This is a genomic window from Flavisolibacter ginsengisoli DSM 18119 (assembly GCF_900129295.1).
Lineage (GTDB): Bacteria > Bacteroidota > Bacteroidia > Chitinophagales > Chitinophagaceae > Flavisolibacter > Flavisolibacter ginsengisoli.
Genome location: NZ_FQUU01000013.1, coordinates 23,792 through 48,467 on the forward strand (window position 1 = coordinate 23,792; position 24,676 = coordinate 48,467).

Below are 24,676 nucleotides of genomic sequence, written 5' to 3' on the forward strand. Positions count from 1 at the left end.
GTTCAAGAATTTATTCTGCCACAAAGGCTCCAGCGGCTCCCATCTCTGCATTTGCAAAGGAATGGTCCACAAATGTATATCTTCCTTTTTCAGGTAGAACAAATTCCATAATAGCCCCCTGAGCTGGTCCTACCAGGGCAGCCTGCATACCAACTAATTGATTCGCAGGATTACCATCCTGCCATACTTTATCCAATATAGTTCCTATTACATGGAAGCTGGAAATATTATTAGGGCCAACATTCATAAAGTACACCCTTATCCTTTCCCCTGCTTTGACATGTATAGGATGAATGACATACTGGCCAACCTTACCATTAAATGCTACCTGGGTAGGTTGTTTGCGCATAGCTATTGAAGTGTCAGGCACAAAATAATTACCATTGTTTTTTAAATAATATTCATTTTGTACAATAGCAAACTCTCTGTCTACCTTTCCTGGAAAACCTTCCTTAGGTTCAACTATGACCATCCCAACCATGCCAGAGATCATATGTAGTAAAACCATGGGAGTACCGCAATGGTACATAAAGACTCCTGGATAATTCGCAGTCCAGGTAAAATTGATGGTTTCTCCAGGGAAAATAGTTCTGTACTTATCTTCAGGATTTACCATAGCAGCATGAAAGTCAATGGAATGCGGCATAGGTTTCATATTCATATTCATGGACATATTCTGCATAGTATCCAGAGATCTGTCCGTCATTGAAAATTTTATTGTTTGACCTACACGTACTCTTAATACAGGCCCCGGTAAAGAATCTCCGAAAAGCCAACCAGTGAATGAGATTCCTTTTGCTACCTGGAAAAGTTTATGTGAAACATCAATTTTAACTTCTACAGTGTCACTATCGATAAGTTTTGGAACTTGTGGGGCATAAGCTAATGGACCTTTAGTAGTTACATTGTTTGGTTCTTTCGAAACAATAGCCTTAGGGGAACCCAGAATTTTATCACTTTTATTATTCTCTTTGTTATCGCTACAAGAAAGGATCGAACTGATTACAAGGGTATATACAAGAAGTTGTTTCATAGTTGAATTTTGTATTGAGTATGTGAATATATTGAATATAATATTGGCAAAAAAAGCATGCCACTGCATATTTCCTTACACTCCAAAATAAAGTGTATTGATCATCATCACTATCAATATTGACTTTTATCATCTTTATTCATTTGGATTAAAAATATTTTTGATTTTGTGTAAAGGATAATTATGATTTTTTCCAAGTCTTTTGGTTATGCGGTAAGGGGTTTATTGTATATAGCCTGGAAACAGGACGAGAAAAGTTATGTTCAGGCCGGAGAGATAGCAGCTAGCCTGGCAGCGCCCAAGCATTTTATGGGAAAGATCTTAAAAAACCTGGCAAAACACGGGGTGATCCACTCGGTGAAAGGTCCCACTGGGGGCTTTACAACTAATAGTCATTCTCTAAATATCTCCCTTCTTGAAATAATGGAAATAACCGAAGGCCTGTTAAGTTTTCACAATTGTGCCTTAAGGTTAAAACAATGCAATGCCAGCAACCCATGCCCGTTTCATACCCGTTTTGAGCATGTAAAGAGTAATCTTAAATCTGTTTTATCAGAAACTACAATCAGGGATCTTTTAAAAGAAAGTAAGGTCGATTTTGTGGATAGCATATCCACTAGTATTTCAGTGCTAGATTAACCCCAGTTAACTCTGAAAAGTTTCAAATCATGAAGAATTTTAGTATTGATCCAGGTAAAAGTATTGCAGATATAGTACGCGAGGATTATCGTACAGCGGAAACATTTATAAAGTTTGGAATTAATTATTGTTGTGGGGGAAAAACCACCCTCAGAGATGTATGTGAATCACAGAACCTTAAACTGGAAGAGTTGCTTGCTGAACTCGAAAAAAGACAACGTAAAATAACCGTTTTTCATGAGTTGGATTACAATAGCTGGAAGGTTGATTTCTTAATAGATTATATTATTAATGTGCATCACGCCTATTTGAATTTGACTATGACCAGGTTGCTGGACCAGGTTACCTCTTTTGTAAATAATCATAAAAAGCAATATCCCAACCTTCAGGATGTATTGAAGGTATTAAGCCAACTAATAACACATCTGACTATTCATATTAGCCATGAAGAGGAGATTATCTTCCCCTATATGAAACAGATAGATAATGCCTACAAAAGGAAGGAGTCATATGGCAACCTTCTGGTAAGAACACTCCGAAAGCCCTTGATCAACCATGAGGATGAACATTTAAAAATAGATGAATTCTTTTTGAAACTGAGAAGCCTTACCAATAACTATAATTTTCCTGCAGATGCCTGTACAAATCACCAGGTGATTTATCATAAACTCCAAGAGTTTGATGATGATATGACCCAGCATAAGTATCTTGAGGATGATATTCTTTTTCCTAAGGCTATGAAAATGGAGAAAGAACTATTGCATATTCAATCATAATTAGGTTTGGAAAATAAAGAATTCGCGATAGGTATGATGCCACAGCTTTCCCGTGGGAAGGCTACTCTTTTTGCCATCCTGGCATTTGCCATGACCCTGGTATGCAGTTATTTTTTACCTCAATACCTAATTATTTTAAATGGCTTGCTGGTTGTCATTTTCCTTTCCATTTTTGTACATACAACTTGGTCCACCATTATCGCAGCATTAATTAGCCTTATATCAGTCGCCCTTCATATTCTTTTCAGGCGTATTGTAACAATCTCACATGAAGAATGGAATAAATACGCAATCCTTGTTTTCCTGATAATCATATCAACGCTTGTTGTTTTATATGTCAAAAAATTAATTTTGAAGATGCAGTTCGACAAATCACATATGACCTCCTTGTTTGAAAATGCTACAGAAGGGTTAGTAGTAACAAATAGCGATGGAGATATTGTGCTGGTCAATCCTTCTGCCTGCCGTATGTTTGGATACGAACCTGATGGTATTATGGGTCAAAAAATAGAGTTATTGATACCAAGCCAATACCGTAAAGCTCATATCAAGTTACGAGAAGGATTTTATGAGAAACCTCAAAACAGGGTAATGGGTCATGGTCGTGATCTCCATGGACAAAGAAGTGATGGACAGACATTCCCTGTAGAAGTAAGCCTGAGCACTTATACTCAAAATGATCAGCGCTTCGTAATAGCTTTTATTGTTGACATTACTCATCGTAAAGAAATTGAACGGAGCATGGTACAGCAACAGAAGCAATTGGAAAAAGTTACGGATGAAATGCGCAAGTTAAATGCAGATCTTGAAGCTAAGGTGGAAGAACGTACCGTAATTTTGAAAGAAGCACTTCAACGCCTTGAGCAATCACAGGAAGAATTAAGTGAAGCCCTTGATAAAGAACGCCAGCTAAACGAGATCAAAAGCCGCTTCGTTTCGATGGCTTCTCATGAATTCAGAACTCCATTAAGTACAGTGCTTTCCTCAGCATCGTTATTATCCAAGTATACCACAACAGATGAGCAGGACAAACGCAACCGGCATATTGAAAAAATAAAAGGTTCTGTAAAGCATTTAAATGATCTCCTGGAAGATTTTCTATCCCTAGGTAAACTGGATGAAGGAAAGATTGGTGCCATTTTCGGAGAGCTTAATTTAAAAGACGTTGTTCATGATACAATTGAGGAGTTAAAGGGATTGATAAAACCCGGTCAAAATGTTCAATATGAGCACCATGGACAGGAGATCATTGAGAGCGACAAAAAGCTCATTAAGAATATCCTTATCAACCTGATAAGTAATGCAATAAAATTTTCCGAAAATAACAAAAATGTATACGTTGCCAGCCAGGTGAACCAAAACCAGGCAGTAATTTCTGTTAAGGATGAGGGTATTGGTATTTCTGATGAAGACCAGGAACACCTTTTTTCTTCATTTTTCAGGGGTAAGAATGCCATTAACATCCAGGGAACAGGCCTTGGATTACATATAGTTAAGCGTTATCTTGACCTATTGGGGGGAGATGTTGATTTACAAAGTGAACTGGGCAAGGGGACAATTATTACATTTACAATTCCTGTAAAATATTCATAAGCATGGAAAAAAGAGTTCTTGTTATAGATGATAACAATGATATCAGAGAAAATACTGCCGAAATACTCGAACTGGCAGGTTATAAAACCTTTACTGCCGAAAATGGTAAAAAAGGGGTAGAGGTAGCTATCAAAGAGAATCCTTCTGTAATCGTTTGCGATATTATGATGCCGGAACTTGATGGATATGGTGTGCTTCATCTATTAAGGAAGAACCCGGAAACCCAGAATATTCCTTTTATTTTCCTGACAGCAAAAACTGAAAGAAGTGATTTTAGGAAAGGCATGGAAATGGGCGCCGATGATTACATTACTAAACCATTTGAAGACATAGAGTTATTGAACGCGGTAGAAATGCGTTTGAAAAAGTCTGAGATTCTTAACCAGACATATAATGCTACGCCACAGGGACTCACCCAGTTTCTTAAGGATGTAAAGAGTACTGGTTTAATACAAAAGCTTTCTGAGCAATACGACATTGAGAACTATGAAAAGAAGCAGATGTTGTACCAGGAAGGAAAACGTCCCCGGTTTTTATATTACCTTATGAAGGGAAAGGTCAAAGGATTTAAGTCACATGAGGATGGTAAGGAATACATTACTAATTTATACAGTGAGGGGGACTTCATTGGTTATACTGCCCTTATCGAAGATTCAAATTACGATGACAGCACTTCAATCCTTGAAGATGCAGAGATCATGCAGATACCCAAGGAAGACTTTCTGCAAATGGTGTATAGCGATATCAGCATAGCTTCTAAATTCATACACATCATTACTCAAAATGTTAAGGAAAAGGAAGAACGCCTGCTGAATCTTGCCTATAGCTCATTACGTAAGCGAGTAGCTAAAGCCCTTGTTGATATTGTAGGAAAGTTTAACCTTAAAGAGCAAATGAATCCTATAGAGATATCAAGGGAAGATATAGCTCAATATGTTGGAACCGCAACAGAATCCCTGATACGGACATTAAGTGATTTTAAAGCAGAGAAGCTTATAGATATAAAAAGTGGGAAGATCATTGTTAACAATGTAGAGAAGCTCAAAAACCTATTGTATTAATACATTTATTTATTAAAAAGATAAAGGGAAGAGGCTACCTCTTCCCTTTATCTTTTATGCAAGTACTTGAGATCAATAATCAAATTCCCTTCTATGCATGTTCCACCTGATTCCTGCATATATTACAAAAGTGTTAGCAGAAGTACCTAAGGCACTTTCTTTACGGTATACGGCATTACTTTCGATGAATAAGTTCGGCTTCAATTCATAAGAAAGTAACAAAGAGGCATAAGCGGTTTTTGTCTTTACTCCTGACCCTACATTAAACCCATAGTCCTGTTTGCGATAAGGATCTACATTCGGGAGAAAAATATTACTTCCATAGCTCACATTGCCTGAATCTTTGCCCTGAGTATAGTAAATGGCTTTGGCTTCCACCATCCACTTCGCTGCAGGTTGATAGCGGGCGATCCCAATAATTTCCTGCAGGTTAGCACCCTGGGGATGCGCCAAAGGTTGATTATAGTGCGTATAGTTTGCCACTGAATCCCTGTGAGAATAAGTAAAGGGACGTATCCGGTTACTTTCTATTTGCAGGTCAAGGTTTTTAATATTGAAGGCGTCTATATATTTAGCACCTAGCTGATAAGCAAATTTATTGGCCCACCAACCTCTATGTGCCTTGATCTCTGATAGTTTAAATTCATCCAGTAAAAGCTGTCCGTAAAACTGAAAACGATGCGCTACATTGGCTTTAAAATCCAGGCCGGCTACTGAATTATCAAAACTCCCGTTTTGTTGTTCAATCGACCTGTAAAATATAACTGGGTTCAGGTAGCCAAATTCAAAATGATCCTTGCGGCCAAAAACAACACCCTCAAAAATGCCCACGTTCAACCATTTGGTGATGCCCATATCCAGGTGGTGCATAGCCGCATATTTCTTAGGAATCAGAATGTCAGCACCAAAGCGTTCAGCATTTTGTAATTCCATAAACAGGTTCTGGTAATTAAATTTCCAGATCCGGGTATTAATTTTAAAGAATAAAGCACTATTTGAAAAATCACTTAAGAAAAGCGAACGATAGCCATTGCCAATAAAATTCTTATCATATCCGAACGCTATATCAATATACCTGGCAACATTTAAGGTGATATAACCCCTGGCGTCAAAGTAGTCATACCCCGTGCCTTTAAAATCTTTATAAAACCCTTCACCGGGCACTGCCTTTCTTTCATTTACCCATTGTTGCACATAGTGAGGATCTCTTTCCTGATTATCAGTGACATAAGCTGCAAAGCCAATTTTGTCCGCAATACGGCCTCTCAGGCTCACGCCCCTGGTATTTAAGAATATATGCTCATTATTGTTTTTCTCCTTGCCTACATAGTATTGAAAAACAGGATTTACAGCCAAAAAGAAATCTTTTGTATTGACCTCGTAAAAGGTAGCAGGGGTTTTGTAAAAATTCTTCCAGAAGGTTTTTTTGCTGGCAAACTGCGTCCTGTCGCCAATAGCCCACTCCAGGTTACTTATGTTGGCAGTGTATAAATTGTATTGGTCAACTGCGGATAATGCCGCAATAGAATCTAACCTGTTGATTTCTGGTATAACCTGCCGGCGGCTATAGGGCCTGGTTTTCGAAAAGTTTAATATGGAATCTGTTTGCGCTTTTATTTCCAGTCTTTCTATAAGGATGTTTTCTTTAGCCCCCTGGGGTAAATACGTTGTTTGTGAAAAAACAGGAATGGAAATCAATAAAAAGAACAGTCTTACAAGGGTTTGTTTAAATTGCATGCAGGGAGTTTATCGTTTTTCAAATTATGCAAAAATACCTGATTAAAGATATTCATATAGTGAATGAGGGAACCATTCGCGTATCTGATCTATTGATTGCCAATGGAAGAATAGAAAAGATTGATGGGTCAATTTCACCTGCACATGGAGGAGTTATTGAAATAGATGGCAAGGGAAAGTATCTATTGCCCGGTGTAATTGATGACCAGGTCCATTTCAGGGAGCCAGGCTTAACACACAAAGCAAACATTTACACGGAAAGTAAGGCTGCTGTAGCAGGTGGAACCACCTCTTTTATGGAAATGCCCAACACTATTCCGGCAGCCTTAACACAGGAGTTATTAGAAGATAAATATGCTATTGGAGCTAAAACTTCGCTGGCAAACTTTTCTTTTTTTATGGGAACTTCAAATGATAATACTGAAGAAGTTTTAAAGACCAATAAAAAAAAGAATTCTGTTTGTGGTATCAAGATCTTTATGGGTTCATCTACTGGCAATTTATTAGTAGATAACTATCTTACAATAGACAGGATATTTAGAGAAAGCGAAGTCCTCATCGCAACTCATTGCGAGGAAGAGACCATGATCAGGGAAAATCTGCAAAGGCTAAAAGCAGAAAAGGAAATACTGGAACCCTCTGATCACCCTATTATCCGCAATGACGAAGAATGTTTTGAATCTTCTTTCAAAGCAGTTCAGTTAGCCAAAAAATATGGCACAAGGTTGCATATACTTCATATCAGTACAGAAAAGGAGTTGGTACTCTTTACCAATATGCTTCCTTTAAAGGATAAAAGAATCACAGCGGAGGTCTGTGTTCACCATCTGCATTTTACCAGTGATGATTATGCTACATATGGTAACCTGATAAAGAGTAACCCTGCTATTAAAGCTCCCAACAACCGTAAAGCTTTATGGGAAGCTTTGATGGATGATAGATTGGATGTAATAGCAACAGACCATGCGCCACATACCTGGGCCGAAAAAAATGAGCCTTACGAAAAGGCGCATGCCGGCATTCCCCTGGTTCAACATTCATTGCTACTGATGCTTGATTATTATAAGCAGGGAACAATTACACTAGAAAAGATCGTGGAGAAAATGAGCCATGCTGTGGCTGATTGCTTCCAGGTAAAAGAACGGGGTTATATCCGGGAAGGTTACTTTGCCGACCTGGTAATTGTTGATATGGATGATACTACCACTGTTAGCAAAGGCAATATAATTTCTAAATGTGGCTGGAGCCCTTTTGAGGGCAAAACTTTCTCAAGCAAGGTCACTCATACTTTTGTCAATGGAAATTTAGTTTATGGAAATGGTCAATGGGATGAATCTATTAAGGGACAACGGTTACAATTCGACCGTTCCTGAACCCTTCTACTAAACGGGGGTTAAAACAATAGCTATTTTTTCTATATTCATTGCCAATGCAGATAGATAAAGTCACTTTTAATGATATCTCCGTTTTTCATACCGAAGAAGAATTTTCCATTTTTCACCGGCTCAATTTTACCCAGACAGTAGGAGGGAAGGAGTGGCTTCGACGCTTTTTCCTGGAGCCACACCATGACCTTAAGCGCATCATTGGGGTACAAAATATTATCAAGACCTTTTTAAGCCGCATTGAAGAATGGCCAAAAGAAATAACTAATGGAACTGTGATCATGATGGATAAGTTCCTGGATTACAACCTTGATCCTGTACCTGAGCATCCTACCACGTTAAACAGCTTATTATATAAGGTCCTGCATCCCCAGGATTTTTCCATGGCCAGGTTCTCCGTGAAGCATTTCTCTGATTTTTTCAGGGGCCTGAATAAAATTTTGCAGCTTTTGTCTGAGACGGAATTGCCCGCCAATCTTAGTTTTTATATTGAAAGAATAAGAAAGATCCTTCATGAAAAGCCATTAAAGGAATTGGCAGAAACCAATGGTTCGGAAACTTTCTCCCAAACCCAGGTTCTTTACTATGCTTATTATTTGCGGAGGGATTATAAGACAGACATACTGGAACTAATAGATGTTTTCAGCCGGTTGGAAGCCTGGTATTCCATGGCAATGGCAGTTCATACCTATAATTTGAAATTCCCTGAATTTATTATTTCCGATGATCCTTATTTCCAGGCAGAGGGCCTGTATCATGTTATGCTGCAATCACCTACAGCCTATGACCTTGTTTTGCAGCCAGACCAGAACTTCCTGTTTTTAACAGGTGCTAACATGGCCGGGAAAAGTACACTTATTAAAGCTGTAGGATCATCGGTTTTCCTGGCACATATAGGAATGGGCGTACCTGCCAGGCATATGAAACTTTCTCTTTTTGATGGTCTGCTTACCAATATCAATGTAGCAGATAATATTGCTAAAGGAGAAAGCTATTTTTTCAATGAGGTACAAAGGATCAAGAATACCATTTACAAGATCAATGATGGGAAAAAATGGCTGGTCCTTATAGATGAATTGTTTAAGGGCACCAATGTGCAGGATGCCATGAAATGCTCGTTGGCTGTTATAAAAGGACTGATCAAAATACATAACTCATTGTTTATCCTTTCCACACATCTTTACGAAATAGCCGAAGAATTGAAGCCATTTTCAAATATATCCTTCAAATATTTTGAGACCAATGTTATGGACGATCAACTTGATTTTACTTACCAGCTCAGGGAAGGAATAAGCAACGATCGCATTGGTTATGTCATCCTTAAAAGAGAGAAAGTGGTCGAGATGCTGGAAAAATTATAGATTCACTGCCAGGTATATTGCCGGTAAGAAATTAATTCATGATTTAAACACCTTATGATGCGCATCTTTCTGTCATTTATTTTAATAGTGCTTTGTGTGACAGGGAAGGCACAGGTCATAGATGTACAACACTATAAATATGAGATCGAATTGTCTGATGCTTCTGATGCTATTAATGGAAAGGCATATGTAACTGTGAAATTCTTGCAGGCATTGCCAGAACTCGAACTTGACCTTGTTTCTGGTAAAGACCAAAATGGGATGTATGTATTCCAGGTAAAAGAGGGAAATAGTCTACTGAGCTCAAAGCAGGCAAATGATAAATTGATCATTTCGCTTTCAAAGCCATCTTCAAAAAATGAAGTGAGAACATTTGAAATCAGCTATATGGGTACTCCCCGGGATGGATTAATTATATCCAAAAATAAGTTTGGAGAACGAACCTTCTTTGCTGACAATTGGCCCAACAGGGCACATAATTGGATCCCTTGTAATGATGTTCCTTCTGATAAAGCAACCGTGGAATTCATCGTTACGGCTCCTTCACATTATCGTATTATTTCAAATGGAGCTCTAAAGGAAGAAAAAGTAATAGGGAATAACAAAAAAAGAACGCACTGGTTAGAAGATATTCTGATTCCAACAAAGGTCATGGTTATTGGGGCTGCCGATTTTGCTGTGACCAGGGTAGATAATTCATATCATATTCCAGTCACGGCATGGACTTATAAAGAAGATAGTGCCAGGGGAGCTTATGATTATTCACTGGGAGATGATATTCTGCATTTTTTTGAAAGCTATATTGGCCCTTATCCTTTCAATAAACTGGCAAATGTGGAATCCAAAACCATATTCGGGGGAATGGAAAATGCCAGTGCCATATTTTATGCTGAGAGCAGTGTTACAGGCAAACGCAGTTCTGAAGCATTGATGGCGCATGAAATTGCACACCAGTGGTTTGGAAATACAGCAACTGAAAAGAACTTTTCCCACTTGTGGTTAAGTGAGGGTTTTGCTACATACCTCACAGATATGTATATCGAACAGAAATATGGTATTGACAGTTTTCAGAAGCGCCTTCAGAATGAACGTGAAACGGTGATTGATTTCGTGAAGAATTTTGACCAGCCTGTTGTTGACACAGTTACAAGCCTGATGGACTTATTGAACCCTAACAGTTATCAAAAAGGGGCCTGGGTACTTCATATGCTAAGGGAGGAAGTAGGTGATAGTACTTTCAAAAAGATTATAAACACTTATTACAATACATATAAGTTAAAAAATGCCGACACAAGGGATTTCCAAAAGATCGCTGAGTCAGTTTCAGGCAAAGACTTAAAATGGTTCTTTGATCAATGGCTTTACAAACCTGGTGTCCCTGAATTAAAAATCCAGGTGAAAGCAGACAATGAAGATTTTAAATTGGAGATAACGCAGGGAAAAACACTATATAAATTTCCTATAGAAATATCTATTATTTCAAAAAGCGGCACAACCCATGAAAGGTTATTTATAGATAAGCAGGTGAATGAGGTTAAGGTAAAGGCATCAGGCCCTTTCCGGATACAGGTTGATCCAGGTGTAAAACTTCTGTATGCTGAACTAAAATAGTTCTTATTAAAAAAGCTTCCCTTAGGAAGCTCTTTTAATTATTTAGTTTTTTAAAATGGTTACACCAGCATAGTTACCGGGTTCTCCAGGTATTTTTTAAACGTTTGCAGGAAGGAAGCACCTACAGCGCCATCCACACTTCTATGGTCACAGCTTAAGGTGATCTTCATTACATTACTTACCCCAAAACCTTCACCTTTACGGACAACGATTTCTTTAATTCGTCCTACTGCCATGATAGCACTATCAGGCGGATTGATGATAGCGGTAAATTCTTCAATATCCATCATACCTAAATTGGAGATGGTAAATGTATTTCCTGTGAACTCATTGGGTTGCAGCTTTTTATTCCTTGCCTTTCCCGCCAGTTCTTTACTTTCTGTAGCTATTTGGCTGAGCGTTTTCTGATCAGCAAAACGCACTACAGGTACGATCAATCCATCTTCTATTGCCACAGCCACACCTATATGAATATGCTGATATTGACGGATAAAATCGCCCATCCAGGAGCTGTTAACAGCAGGGTGCTTTCTTAAAGCCATTGCTGCTGCTTTCACTACCATATCATTGAATGAAATCTTGACATCACTTACTTCGTTCATCTGTGCCCTGGCTACCATAGCATTGTCCATGTTGATCTCCATGGTCAGGTAAAAATGCGGAGCGCTGAACTTGCTTTCACCAAGGCGCTTGGCTATCACTTTGCGCATTTGAGAAACTGTAAGATCTGTATGTCCTTCCTGGCCGGAAACAACCGGTGCACTGGGTTGTACAGCGGGCTGCTGCACGGGAGCCTGCTGAGATGGCTTGTAATTATCAATATCTGTTTTGGTAATTCTTCCATTATCACCTGTGCCCTGCACCTGGGAAAGGTCTATTCCTTTTTCACGAGCCAGTTGCTTAGCTAACGGGGATGCCTTTATTCTTCCTTCCGGAGTCGTTGATTGGCTTGTTGCTTGTGCAGGCTGAGATGGTTGTTGTGCCGCCGGTTGAGCAGCTGCAGGAGCTGATGATGGCTGCTGAGGGGCTTGAGCTTGTGGTTGTACTCCACCTTTTGAAGCAGCAACAATGGAATTGACATCTACTTTTCCTTCATCACCTATAATACATAGCAGGTCATTAACTGCAATTTTTTCTCCTGGTTGTGCACCCTGGTATAATAGCTTGCCATTCTTGTAGCTTTCCAGCTCCATAGTGGCTTTATCTGTTTCTATATCAGCCAGTACATCTCCTTTTTTAACAGGATCTCCCACTTTTTTATGCCATGCAGCAATTACCCCTTCGGTCATTGTATCACTCAGGCGGGGCATCAATACTACTTCTTCCATCTTACTCAAATCCATTCCGGTAGCTTTATTTTCCTGTGACTGTGGAGCAGGAGCAGGTTGAGCTTGAGCCTGGGGGGAAGGGCTGGGTGCTGCCGCCTCTTTTTGCTGTCCTTTTCCTGAAAGCAATCCGGAAATGTCTTCTCCGGCATTTCCAACTATTGCTAAAAGATCATCTACCTGGATCTTAGCTCCTTTATCCCCACCAATGTGAAGTAGGGTGCCATCCTTATAACTTTCCAGTTCCATGGTGGCTTTATCCGTTTCTATTTCCGCTAGCAGGTCACCCTTTTTTACAGGGTCACCAATTTTTTTATGCCAGGCTGCAATAACTCCTTCCGTCATCGTATCGCTCAGGCGAGGCATCAATATCACTTCGGCCATGATTCTTGTTCTGTTTATTTTGAGAGCCGAAATTAAAGCAAAACAAGGAAATAGAAGGAAATGAAGATATGGCAGGTTGAGAAGCGTAATACATTAAAATGGTGATAATTATGAAACGGGTGAAAAAGTGCTATTGGAGTTTTGGTTGCGACCTTAGCTTTATTGGATAATTTCTTATTCTCTTCCACCTCATAGTTTATGAAAGCCCAATAGCACTTAATGTTAGGAGACAAAGCCCCGATTGTTCATGAACTTCGGGCTTTGACGAAGATTATTAATTACCGTCCCCGGATTCTCCAAAACTGTGATCAAACACATATCGGGCAACATCTTCTCCCATTTTTTCACCCCTGAGGCAGGAGTTTCTAAAATGGAATCCAACATAAATTCTGGAAAGAGAATTGTCTCTTGCTGCCTGTGACAGTGTAGCATAGTGCCTTGTTACGCCTGGTGTTGTCAAACTGGTTTGATTGATTGAAATTTCATTGCTTTCGAACAACAGTCTTAAAATTTCAGAAGCGGCTCCTCCAAAAGTTGCGTGTGCCGAGGGATAATCAGGTATAGGAGGTGTGTTGACGTTTAGGGCAGGATTAAGTGGATTTGGCGACTCTGTATAACTCGGCAGCCAGTTTGCATCTCCAACTGTGTTATCAATACCATCTGATGCACCCAACCGGATGGCTGTCTCTGGCCTCCAGAATAAATAATAATACTTTGCTTCAAAGCATCCGCTTATAGCATCCGTCATGGCTGTATGCAGCAAGGCAAAAAGTCGGGCTGTTTTCCATGAATCCATTTTAGTGTTGGCTATTAAATTCCGGGCAAGCCGGTTCCAGGAGATGGAGGATCTTTCGACCCAAAATCTTCCAATTTCATCCTCATCAGCCGTTCGGGTGTGTCCAACCCTTGCCCCTTTAGTTTTTACTTCATTATAATCCGCAAGGTATTCTGGTGAATTAACTGGATAAGGTGCTACTGGCCTGAATAGGGTATTACTTTGAGTAACAAAAGGAGCCATTTTTATTCCCCACATACTTAATGCCTTTATTTTAGGCATGCCAGGATTGCTGAAAGGTAGTGTGGACCGATACTCACCAGGAGCCACACCATCCGGACCTGGCAATTGCTGGTTGGCAATGGAAAAGTTATCATTTGAGCGGTTTGAAATAATGGCATTGGCAGACTGTTTTCCCAGTTCAATACCCAGGTCTTTACTTTCTCCTGCAGGTACAGTAGCAAGACTTTCCGTGTACCAATCATCTATAGGGTTTGCACCCTGAATATTCATTTCTTTTATTGTCCAGTATGCAGCACTCGCTACAGATGCATCCGGGTTAGCACGTTTAGCTCTGACATTATTCAAGGCAAAAGTTTTGAATTTAGGCTTGATTGAATTCAAAGCGTCATGCACCGCAATTTGAATCATGGAAAAATAGCGTGATTGGGCAGGTGGTGTATTAGGACCATTCAATACAATAGCTGCTTTCTCATTCCAATATAATACCATATCATTTTCTGCAAAACCCTGGAAACCTTTTTTGCTGAATGTGGTGGCTGATTGTGAAGATGTTTTATTATTTACATCTTCTTTTTTGCAGGATAAAATGAATACGGCGATTAATAATGCCATACTCCCAAACTGAAAGAGTTTATTTCTTTGCATTGCAGTAAGTTTATTAATTAAAGGATATGGTGAAATTGAAAAATCAATTTCTTGTCAGGTGGTAGAAAAACGACATTCTTTTCAGGAGGGTAATTATTATTTGGTCAAACCAAGAATACGGCCGGGTGCATGACTTTCTTCTGCAAAAAAATGGTTGGGATTAGCATTTGCAAATTCCTTGTATTCTTTTACAAGGTGTTGATAATCTGTATAGCCGCAGGCCATAGCTATTTGAAACCAGTTAAGTTTTGGATTTTTTAAATGCAGCCAGTACGATCGGTTGAATCGTGAAATCCGAACAAATGTTTTTGGGCTTATCCCAATGCGTTCATTAAGTTTCCGTTCCAGTTGCCGCGGGGAGAGGTAAGCTTTTTGGGCCAACCAATCTATAGTGTGTTCGTGCTCCTTTACCGTAAGCAGAAGCATACGGTCCACAGCTAGCAATTCTTTTTTTGAATGTTGCACTAGTTGACTAACAAATTCTTCTACAATCTGAATCATTTCAGAATAGGAATCTGTACTGCTTAACCGGTCATTTACTCTTTTTATTTCAGGCGGGAAAACGGTTTCCGCATCCAGGTCTTTATCGGTGAATTCTGTGAATGGTATGCCTGTAAGACGATGTAAAGCCCCAGGTTTAAAGTCAACAAAAATGATCAAGACCTCTGGATAGCTGACATAACGATCCACCCTTGATGTAAACTGTCCTGAAATAACGGATCGCCATTTTTTTAATTCCAGGTTATCTTTTAAATACCTGGCTGTTTCAGATCCCCTCACATAAAAGGTCAAACATTGTTCTGGCCTGGGTGGGAAGGGCTTAGCAGGTGGAATTATTCCGTTTTGAAAAACGAAATGGCGTAACCGGAATTGATAAATAAATTCTCTCAATGCTTCTGAAGGCAGAAAATCTCTTGAGATCATAATTTAAGCCGGTATTAATTAATTGTATGAATGCTTAACAATTCTGGCTTTTGGATCCTGGCAAATCCATATTGTGCATTACTGTTATCAACCAGTTGCCATGATGCTCCGTCATGATCAAGTTTAAAAGCCCATTCCTCGGTGGACGGTCGTTTCCTTCAGGAGTTCTTAATCTTTCAAGTGTCCACCAGGCATCAACTGCTGCCACATCTTGCTTTATAAAACGGATCTTGCTTTTGGTAATTGTTAGGATAGAATGCGCCCAAATAGTTTTAAAATGAGGATCGTGTTTTTCTTCAATAGCAGAACGGCCCTTGAAATAATCACCCATTACATTGGTGCAATCTGCATCTTCAGCAAAGACTTTCGAAAAGTTTTTAGCATTATGCGCATTCCAACCTTCTACAAAACCATTCAAGACATTCCGAATACCTGCTTCGGAAGTAATTGCAACAAGGTTGTTTACTGGGTTGAGTGACATATTTCTTGTTTACATTAAAATAATGAATTATTGCCATATAAAAAAGCATATGGAAACATGTAGAAGAATAGTAGCCGCTAATCATTTGGTAATGCTATTATAACACTGTAAACAGGCGTGCATGCCTTACCTTGATAATGCTGATAAATAAGAGTGGAATAGAAGGCAGATTATATTATTTCAACCTCTTTTACATTACCTGTTCTTTTCAATACACCCCAACTTTGTAATTCACCTTTTACTGCCCGCCTTAGTGACTTAAACAATACCCACCACATTAACCACCTGTAGATAAGTCTTTGGGGAAACAACCAGATCAGCCTCGATAACCTTTCTTTTTCCATTCTGAAAGCAATGACAGCAATTCCCGCGTCAAAAAGCATAAAGGCAAAGTAGTAGGGTATGATCTTTCCTGCATTCCCGGAAATTAATCCTACTACCATGAATAGGTCGGCAAATGGGATGAAGGCAGGGATGATATATTGAAATAAAAGGATATTCGGCATGGCAAGGCAACCTAACCATTTATAATTTGTATTGAATAACACATCTTTATGTTTCCAGAATGTTTGAAGCACGCCAAAACTCCATCTTAAACGCTGCTTTAAAAATTGCTTTGTTTTTTCCGGTGCTTCTGTTAAGGCTATGGCATTATTCTCGTTCTTGATAACATAGCCAGCACGTAGAATGCGTATGGTTAGATCACAATCTTCAGCTAATGTGTCAGTGGTAAAGCCCCCTGCTGCTTCAATGGCCTTTTTTCTAAAAGCTCCAATAGCACCAGGAACAACCGTTATGGCATTGAGGTAGGCAAAGGCTCTCCGGTCAAAGTTTTGGCTGCTGATATATTCTATGGCCTGCCATTTGGTTAATAAGTTCAATTCATTGCCAACTTTCACATTACCTGCAACTGCTCCAATTGTTTCCAAATCCTGGTTATCCCTGGAAAGCAGGAAATGCTTCATCAGGTGGGAAATGGCATCTGTTTTAAGTTTTGTATCAGCATCAATACAAACAACAAAATCTGCCTTTGAAATTCCTATTCCATAATTGAGTGCTGAGGCCTTTCCTCCATTGGGTTTCGTAAAAGCCTTTATTCTCCCGTGTCCCTTAAAGACATCTATAACCCTGGCATAGGTATCGTCAGTGCTGCCATCATCAACGAAAATGATTTCATAATTGGGATAGTCCGCTTTCAAGAGATTTTGAAGAGAACTAACAATATTTACTTCTTCATTGTAAGCAGGTACTATAACAGATACAAGCGGAGGATTTTCCAAAACAAAAGGTATTGCAGCCAGGTTACTCTTTTCCAGCTTTCTTTCCTTAAGTGCCAGGAATGCCATCAATACTGTCCTGGCAATGGATAATAAAATAAATGTTATGAATAAAGCAAATAACACTGTTCCTATCCAATACGTTACTTCCAGGAAAACATAATTGGCTTCCAGCAAATAATACCCACTGCCCTTTGGCACAGGCGGCATTAATTCTTCCTTTTTCTTTCCCAGCAAGTCTGCAATGGTGGTAAATGTGTAACCTCTTTCCTTAAAATAGTCAATGATCTTTGGCAAGGCTTCCAGGGTTGCTTCCCTGGTTTCTCCACCGGCGTCATGTAAAAGAATGATATTTCCACCGGTAGTTTTATCATCCATTTCCAGTTCTTTCTTCCTTTTGATTGTCCTTTGAAATATACTATCCGCATTGATACCTGGTTCCCAATCAAGGGGATCAATAGATTCACCTACGTCCAGGTAATTCTTGGTCCTTGCTATGGCAACAGGTATCAATTCATCCAGTTTTTCCGGGGTAAAGTCCGCATTGTAAGGAGCCCTGAATAATACGGTGGAGTGGCCGGTAACACATTCTATCAGCAGACGGGTAGATTCCATTTCTATAACGGCACGGCGGTGACTCACCTCTGCGATATTGGGATGAGTGAAAGTATGATCACCTAATTCATGGCCTTCCCTGTATATTCTTTTTAGAAGGGGAATGTTATTTTCTCCGTTCATGCCAACAATAAAAAACGAAGCGGGTACATGTTTTTCTGATAGCACGTCAAGTATCTTAGGCGTCCAGGTCGGGTCAGGACCGTCATCGAATGTTAATACAAGTTTTTTCTTGTTGCGTATAGTATCTTTTCCATTCCAGCCGAATTTCTTAGCCATAAAAGAACTGGGAAGATTGTCATAATTCTCTTCTGAGATAAGAAGTTCTGTAGAATCTATAGTTGTTTGTATACTTCCCTTTTTAGGCATGGCTAATACATCCAGCACTTCACCAAAGCCTGAGTAGGTAACATTGTCCTTCGATTGGATCTGGGAGAACACATCAAAATCAAAATGCTTTATAGAATCCTGTGAAAGGTTCTTATTATAAAAGTTCCAGATTCTATCATCTTCTGAACCTAATCTCCATAGCGCTACTCCTGCCAACTCACTTTCAGTGGCAAAACGCATGGCATTAAATGTAGTGGCCGCATCTGTAAAATAAGCCTGGTGAAGAATGTTTTCATCATCATAATAAGAGAAACTTAAATTATAGGTGTCGTTGTCAAAAATTATTTTAGCCTGTGCTTCCTTAGCCGCACTTAACGCATCCTGGTAAGTCAATACAGCAACATCTGCGGGATCCGTTTCTTCTTTTTCCACAGGCCAGTCATAACCATAAGCTGCAAGCCCTAAAACAACTTTATGAGACGGTATTTTTTTTAAAGCCTGGTCCATGGCGGCCTCTATCCATTTTTGTTCAGCAATTGGCCCGGGTTTGGTGCCGGAAGAATTCTCATCATAAGCCATTACAAACAAAAAATCATTGTACCTGGAAAGCGCCTCATAATTATAATCTTCATTGAATGGAATAACATCCTGCGTTACAAGTAATTTCCTGGCATGAAGCTTTTCATATAATTCTTTCTGAAAAGCAACAAAGGCTTCATCAGATGTTTCTTTCAACTCTTCCAGGTCGACATTGACACCTGCAAATTTGTTTTTCTGCAGTATATTAATAAGATCATTGATCAGCTTTTCTCTCTTGGCCTTGTTGTTTATGATCCTGTGAACAGCTTCCCCATGAAAATTTTTATCCTTATCATAGAAGTTAGATAGCATGGGCATAATGTTCACTCCTGCATTCTTCATGACTGCCAGCCCTGCCGGGTCAATGGTGGAATATACAGTATCTGCTTTTGGATTGATAAATAACCATTCAGGAATGACCAGGTTTAATTTGTGAATATTGCGTTCAAGGGATATCAGCGATTGTTTATTCCAGGTTACATAAAATGCAGATCGAATACCACAGGGCATGTTATTGTTAATGATATTCCTGTAACCAGGCGCAGTTTTCATTTTATAAGGAGCTTTATTAGTCAGGTCCTTTTGATTGATGTATTGCCGGTATCCCTTATATTTCTTTGCAAGTTGACTGTTCCTGGATAGAAAATTTTGCTGTGTAGATAGCACCTGTTTATAAGATGCAAGCTGGGGAAGCGTAGGTAACTTTTCAGTAATAAACCAAAAAATAATAGCAAGAATAGCTACTCCAATAAAAAGAAAAAATACCCTGCTGCTCCATTTGAAGCGCGTCCAGCGAGTGGACGTAACGGTTTGAAAAATCTGCCGATCCTGCATAAATTCTCCTGTCTGGAAGCAAAGTTGACAACTGAATTCGTTATAAGAAAGGCAAATTCGGTGAAGAGCGTGTTAAATAAGCTATAATGGAAACTATAAGAAAAACAGCTATTTTATATACATTACTAATAATCAAGTTCCAACCTGAGTCGTTCTCTTAACTCTTTAACCAGGGGAAACTGTTCAATGATTTTTTGATATTGTTCCTTCGAGCTTAATGGCCTGTCTGTATCTATATGTTCTATTACACCTTCCTGTAAAACAATTATAAATTGTAATTGCCTGTTTTGTAATGCTGCCTGAAGGAATTCACAAGCCTTATTTCTTTCCAGTTCAAGAAATTTCTGGTTGATATTGTTGGTAACAATAGCCTCAAAGCTGTTATTATCTTTGATGTTCAACCTGGCTGTTTCGAAGCTCTGCCATGCCGGATTCTTCGAAGCCTTCAAATTTATTATGAATTGATCCCAGGCCTCTTTGAGAGAGTTATCATCCAAAGGTTTGTCAGCAATTACATCCACGCCACTCCCATTACCTATTTTTTGACGCAATGCATTCAGCGAGGAAATCTTTTTTCCATTAACTGGTGTGGGAGCCGGGGATTTGGTTTCAACTGCAGTTACTGGTGGTGGCGGCGGCTTATAAACCTCTTTTTTCTCTTCTACCATGGGGGTAGGCAACGGAGTAGGAGTTTCAATAATAAGTTTGGCCTCTGTCTTTTTATCCTTCGCGTTCGTGGTCTTAGTTATATTCTGGGCTATACCTTGAGCAAGCGGAGTGATATTCCTGAAAGCAATTGATTTAGGTCCATCAACTACTTTTTTTTTATCAAGTGTGCCGCCATTGCTGGTAAGTTCAATAGCCTGGTGCAGGTAACAAAGTTTGATCAATGCAAGCTCCACATGCAATCTTTTATTCCTGGCAGACCGAAAGCTGATCTCGGCTTCATTCAGGATATTAAGGGCACTGACTAAGTAACCTGCTTCGGTTCTTTTAGCTGTTTCGGCATAACGTTGTCTGAAACTCTCTACCACTTCCAGTAGTCCGGCCACCCTCTCATCTTTACAGATAAGCAGGTTGCGGATAAATTCTGCAAACCCGTTCAGCACCATATCCCCTTCAAAACCTTTTTTATCAATGTCATCATATAATAACATGGCGCCAGCAAGGTCCTGGTTCAGCATACACTCCACCAGTTTAAAATAATAATCGGCATCCAGGATATTAAGATGTTCAATAGTATTCTCGTAGGTCACTTCACCATTGGTAAAGCTTACTATTTTATCAAGGATACTTAACGCATCCCTCATGCAACCTTCACTCTTTTGAGAAATTAGTTGCAAGGCTGTTTCTTCAACCTTTATATGTTCTTTGTTGGCAATCCCTTCCAGGTGGTCAACAGTATCCTGCAAGGTTATTCGTTTAAAATCAAAGATCTGGCAACGGCTTAAAATGGTTGGCAGTATCTTATGCTTTTCAGTGGTAGCTAAGATAAAAATAGCATAGGGGGGAGGTTCTTCCAGCGTTTTTAAAAAAGCATTGAAAGCAGCGGAGGAAAGCATGTGTACCTCGTCTATTATGTACACTTTGTATTTGCCAGCCTGTGGTGCAAAACGTACCTGCTCTACCAGGCTCCTGATGTCCTCAACAGAGTTGTTGCTGGCAGCATCCAACTCGTGAATGTTCATGGAGGTGCCCTCATTGAAAGAGCGGCAGGAGTGGCATTCATTGCACGCCTCTCCATCTTTACTGGGATTTTCACAGTTGATCGTCTTCGCCAGTATACGTGCGCAGGTGGTTTTACCTACACCTCTTGGCCCGCAAAACAAAAACGCATGGGCCAAATGCCCGGATTTAATAGCATTCTTTAATGTGGTGGTGATGTGGTCCTGGCCTACCACGGTATCAAACGTCTGGGGACGGTATTTCCTGGCTGAAACAATGAATTTTTCCATACAAACCTCGGTTGCTAAGGTAAAGCAATGCCTTCAGAGATAGCATAGGTGTGAAAAGATTTAAGAAATGAAGCGGGGCGTATGTGGAGAACTAATTATCCAGATCTCGAAACAGTGAATAAAAAATAAGCTTTTAAATGTCCTCTCAGTAAATTTATCAGATAATAAATCCCTAAATGAAAAGAGAGATATCTGCGCTCCTTATAGTTTGTTGCCTGGTTTTTTCATCCAACATCTTTTCCCAGCCTGCCGGCAAAGTCATTGAACAATTAACTGTAAAAAGCAATGTGCTAAATCGTCCTGTCCGGTATACTATATACCTTCCTTCAGACTATGAAACATCCCAGAGGGCCTATCCTGTAGTTTATTTATTACATGGCTATACAGATGATAATACTGGTTGGTTGCAATTTGGTGAGATCAACAGGTACGCCGACAAGGCTATAAGCGAAGGTATCATACCACCAATGATCATTGTAATGCCTAATGCCGATTCCAGCTGGTATATCAATTCCTACGACGGAAAGGAGAATTACGAGGATTTCTTCATTAAAGAATTTATGCCGGCAATTGAAAAAAGCTATAGGATCAAAGGTGAAAAAAGATACCGGGGCATTGCAGGGCTATCTATGGGAGGTTATGGCACTTTGAATTATGCTATAAAATACCCGCAGCTTTTTGCTGCAGCTGCTCCGCTAAGTGCTGCTGTTTTTGATGACAGTGCCCTTGTTAATGCAGACCAGGCAGACTACGACAGGACCTTTGCCCAATTATACGGCCGTGGATTAAAAGGTGCTTCAAGGTTAAATCAATCATGGTATAACAATTCCATCCTTAAAATGGTAGCTACCCGTAATGCCGACGACCTGAAAAAAGTTCGTTACTGGATTGATTGTGGGGATGATGACTTTCTTACTAAAGGGAATTGTCTTTTACATATTGCAATGACTGAAAAACACATTCCTCATGAGTTCAGGGTAAGAGACGGGGCTCATAACTGGACATATTGGAGGACGGGTATAACTGATGCATTGCAATTTATAGGTCAAAGTTTTCATCAGCAATAACCGCGAATAGTTATCCCGTGTGTAGAAAGTTGTAACTTAAGGCTACAGTTGACCACTGCTTATGCGAAAGGGTTTATACATAGTCTTGATCTTATTACCCCTTTGCTTTTTAAGTATACAGCATATCAAAGCGCAGGTGCTTTTGCGTTCAGATTCCGCTGCTTCTCAAATTGGTGCTTCGGCAAATAGTGAAAAATTTTCAAATGGTAATAATCCCAGGGAAGATGATTGTATTGCATTAAATATAGGTATGCCCTCCAGGGCCATGCAGCAGGCAATCCGCAATAATATGTTCAACAAAGGGTTTGGATTATCCATTTTGGTAGTTTATAATCCTTTTAAAAAAAGCAGCGTATTAAGGTTGGGAGGAGAAATTGGTTATACCTATTATGGTAGATTTAAATCCGGTGGATTAAAAACCAGTTATGGTATTGCGCATTTGGTTCCGGTTATTCGCCTGCGGCCTGATATTTCAACATCAATCATTCCTTTTGCAGATGTTTTTGCAGGTGGAGACTTTTATATTTCCAATACGAAGCAAGACCTGGGAGCCCTTGAAACCATTGCCGGCATAGAATCTTATGATTTCGGGAGCACCATAAGTGCCAGCTTTGTTAAAGGCCTCGCCACAGGCCTTATGATCCGTTTTTCCAAAACTGCCACATCTCGTCTTCTATTACGCTTTTCCTATGCACGTGGCACACCGATAAAATATGTCGACCGTAATAGCCTGAACCCTGTTTATGGATTTCTTGAAGGGCGATCCCCGGTGGAGTATTTTGCTATACAAATAGGCATCGCTGGTATTGGAAAATAAACCTGGCTACAGTTTTAAATTAATTGCTTATGCCAAAATAGGGTGCCTGTGAAACTCTTTAGTGCGATCAAAGAGGTAACGATAGGTAGCCAGTTTCCTGCTTGTAAACACATCGCCAAGTCCAAGTCCTACATTCAGCATTTTTGGATTAAAATCACCAATCCACTGCATCTCGTATTCAGTATATTTAAAATCCGGTTTCATTACATCTTTATAGGCTTCACCTATTATAAAGGCATCAATACCTTTTCCCTGGAACTCGGGAACTATGCCAAATACAAGGCCAGTGAATTTCTTGCAGGGCTTCGTTTTCTTTACCCAGAGGAATTTAAGCTTATGAAGCAGGTCGAATTTGCCATCCAGGTATTTAAACCACTGGTTAAGGTCAGGGAGGTTGACAAAAATAGCTATGGGTTCATCCTTATGATAAGCAAACCATACGATCCTTTCATCCATAACAGGTTTCATCTTTTTAAACATTAGCATCACCTGTTCTTTTTTCAACTCTTTCAATCCACCATGCCCTGCCCATGCAGCATTGTACACTTTGGCAAAATCAATGGCATATTTTTCAAGTCTTTTTTTCTCTATACAACGTACACTAAATTCAGGATCCTTATCGAAAGGTGCATGGCGTTCCAAAACCTTGGCAGACATTTGCTGCTTCGGATTCATGCCCAGGCATACCTGGTTAAAAAATAATCGAAATCCATACACTTCAAACAGCTCCTGGTAATAAGGTGGGTTGTAATTCATACAGTACAAGGGCTCCTGGAAGCCTTCAATTACCAAACCCCACCAGCGATCTCTTTCACCAAAATTGATAGGGCCATCCATAGCCTGCATTCCCTTTTGCATCAGCCAGTGTTTAGCCACATCAAACAGCATATCAGCTGCCTGCTGGTTATTGATACAATCAAAAAAACCTATACCACCCACAGGCACATCATCACCTTTGTTTTTATATTTTTTATTGGTAAAGGCCGCAATACGGCCAATATAATTATCATCTTGTTTTAATAACCAGCGGGTAACTTCTCCAAAACGGAAGGTTTTGTTCTTGCTTTGGTCAAAAACATCATTGACATCCTTATCGAGAGGTCTTATGTAGTTAGGGTTGTCGCGATTCAGTGAAACATTCACTTCCAGGAATGCTTTATTATGTGCTGGGGTACTAACTTCAATTAATTCCATTGGCGCCATGGCGCAAATGTAAAGGCAAGCTTTGT

General features: G+C 39.6%; 19 protein-coding genes. 9 read left to right on the forward strand and 10 right to left on the reverse strand.

The window, feature by feature from the left end:
- Positions 1-10: 10 nt before the first annotated feature.
- Positions 11-1,033 carry a multicopper oxidase domain-containing protein gene (locus BUA53_RS14565; protein WP_175546087.1) on the reverse strand — a complete coding sequence of 341 codons (1,023 nt, stop codon included), beginning with the start codon at positions 1,031-1,033 and terminating at the stop codon, positions 11-13.
- A gap of 183 nt (positions 1,034-1,216) precedes the next feature.
- Here BUA53_RS14565 and BUA53_RS14570 point away from each other — a divergent pair, with 183 nt between their 5' ends.
- From BUA53_RS14570 to BUA53_RS14585, 4 genes are read left to right on the forward strand one after another with little or no spacing between them, the layout of a single operon-like run.
- The gene (locus BUA53_RS14570; protein ID WP_084080098.1) at positions 1,217-1,672 is read left to right on the forward strand and encodes an RrF2 family transcriptional regulator; all 456 of its coding nucleotides are present in this window, start codon (positions 1,217-1,219) and stop codon (positions 1,670-1,672) included.
- A 29-nt stretch (positions 1,673-1,701) separates the two neighbouring features.
- Positions 1,702-2,448: a DUF542 domain-containing protein gene (locus BUA53_RS14575; RefSeq protein WP_072836125.1), complete on the forward strand. Its 747-nt coding sequence runs from the start codon at positions 1,702-1,704 to the stop codon at positions 2,446-2,448.
- Positions 2,449-2,481: 33 nt separating this feature from the next.
- Positions 2,482-4,041 carry a sensor histidine kinase gene (locus BUA53_RS14580; protein ID WP_245793154.1) on the forward strand — a complete coding sequence of 520 codons (1,560 nt, stop codon included), beginning with the start codon at positions 2,482-2,484 and terminating at the stop codon, positions 4,039-4,041.
- A gap of 2 nt (positions 4,042-4,043) precedes the next feature.
- Positions 4,044-5,102, forward strand: a complete 1,059-nt coding sequence (locus tag BUA53_RS14585) for a response regulator (protein ID WP_072836126.1) — start codon at positions 4,044-4,046, stop codon at positions 5,100-5,102.
- Positions 5,103-5,174: 72 nt separating this feature from the next.
- Here BUA53_RS14585 and BUA53_RS14590 read toward each other — a convergent pair whose 3' ends face one another.
- A complete protein-coding gene (locus BUA53_RS14590) occupies positions 5,175-6,839 on the reverse strand; it encodes a hypothetical protein (RefSeq protein ID WP_072836127.1) in 1,665 nt (554 codons plus the stop codon).
- Positions 6,840-6,865: 26 nt separating this feature from the next.
- Here BUA53_RS14590 and BUA53_RS14595 point away from each other — a divergent pair, with 26 nt between their 5' ends.
- The 3 genes from BUA53_RS14595 to BUA53_RS14605 are packed head-to-tail and all read left to right on the forward strand — an operon-like array spanning position 6,866 to position 11,196.
- The gene (locus tag BUA53_RS14595) at positions 6,866-8,212 is read left to right on the forward strand and encodes a dihydroorotase (protein WP_072836128.1); all 1,347 of its coding nucleotides are present in this window, start codon (positions 6,866-6,868) and stop codon (positions 8,210-8,212) included.
- 56 nt (positions 8,213-8,268) lie between these two features.
- Positions 8,269-9,585 carry a MutS-related protein gene (locus tag BUA53_RS14600; RefSeq protein WP_072836129.1) on the forward strand — a complete coding sequence of 439 codons (1,317 nt, stop codon included), beginning with the start codon at positions 8,269-8,271 and terminating at the stop codon, positions 9,583-9,585.
- 54 nt (positions 9,586-9,639) lie between these two features.
- Positions 9,640-11,196, forward strand: coding sequence for a M1 family metallopeptidase (locus BUA53_RS14605; RefSeq protein ID WP_072836130.1), 1,557 nt, complete (start codon positions 9,640-9,642; stop codon positions 11,194-11,196).
- Positions 11,197-11,255: 59 nt separating this feature from the next.
- Here BUA53_RS14605 and BUA53_RS14610 read toward each other — a convergent pair whose 3' ends face one another.
- From BUA53_RS14610 to BUA53_RS14635, 7 genes are all read right to left on the reverse strand, one after another.
- Positions 11,256-12,905 carry a pyruvate dehydrogenase complex dihydrolipoamide acetyltransferase gene (locus BUA53_RS14610; RefSeq protein WP_072836131.1) on the reverse strand — a complete coding sequence of 550 codons (1,650 nt, stop codon included), beginning with the start codon at positions 12,903-12,905 and terminating at the stop codon, positions 11,256-11,258.
- Positions 12,906-13,179: 274 nt separating this feature from the next.
- Positions 13,180-14,535, reverse strand: coding sequence for a vanadium-dependent haloperoxidase (locus BUA53_RS14615; RefSeq protein WP_217653004.1), 1,356 nt, complete (start codon positions 14,533-14,535; stop codon positions 13,180-13,182).
- 129 nt (positions 14,536-14,664) lie between these two features.
- Complete coding sequence (locus BUA53_RS14620; protein WP_072836133.1) at positions 14,665-15,492, reverse strand: helix-turn-helix domain-containing protein; 828 nt, start codon at positions 15,490-15,492, stop codon at positions 14,665-14,667.
- A gap of 34 nt (positions 15,493-15,526) precedes the next feature.
- On the reverse strand, positions 15,527-15,973 hold the full coding sequence (locus tag BUA53_RS14625; protein ID WP_072836134.1) for an SgcJ/EcaC family oxidoreductase: 447 nt from the start codon (positions 15,971-15,973) through the stop codon (positions 15,527-15,529).
- Between the two features lie 170 nt (positions 15,974-16,143).
- Complete coding sequence (locus tag BUA53_RS14630) at positions 16,144-19,608, reverse strand: polysaccharide deacetylase family protein (protein WP_072836135.1); 3,465 nt, start codon at positions 19,606-19,608, stop codon at positions 16,144-16,146.
- 40 nt (positions 19,609-19,648) lie between these two features.
- Complete coding sequence (locus BUA53_RS21755) at positions 19,649-19,744, reverse strand: hypothetical protein (RefSeq protein WP_139256457.1); 96 nt, start codon at positions 19,742-19,744, stop codon at positions 19,649-19,651.
- Positions 19,734-21,563 carry a DNA polymerase III subunit gamma/tau gene (locus tag BUA53_RS14635; RefSeq protein WP_072836136.1) on the reverse strand — a complete coding sequence of 610 codons (1,830 nt, stop codon included), beginning with the start codon at positions 21,561-21,563 and terminating at the stop codon, positions 19,734-19,736. The genes BUA53_RS21755 and BUA53_RS14635 overlap by 11 nt, the downstream gene beginning before the upstream one ends.
- Before the next feature lie 176 nt (positions 21,564-21,739).
- Here BUA53_RS14635 and BUA53_RS14640 point away from each other — a divergent pair, with 176 nt between their 5' ends.
- Positions 21,740-22,630, forward strand: coding sequence for an alpha/beta hydrolase (locus BUA53_RS14640; RefSeq protein WP_072836137.1), 891 nt, complete (start codon positions 21,740-21,742; stop codon positions 22,628-22,630).
- 61 nt (positions 22,631-22,691) lie between these two features.
- Entirely contained in the window at positions 22,692-23,447 is a 756-nt protein-coding gene (locus tag BUA53_RS14645) for a hypothetical protein (protein ID WP_072836138.1), read from the forward strand.
- 27 nt (positions 23,448-23,474) lie between these two features.
- Here the strand turns inward: BUA53_RS14645 and BUA53_RS14650 are convergent, their stop codons facing one another.
- Complete coding sequence (locus tag BUA53_RS14650) at positions 23,475-24,650, reverse strand: hypothetical protein (protein ID WP_245793156.1); 1,176 nt, start codon at positions 24,648-24,650, stop codon at positions 23,475-23,477.
- Between the last annotated feature and the right edge of the window lie 26 nt (positions 24,651-24,676).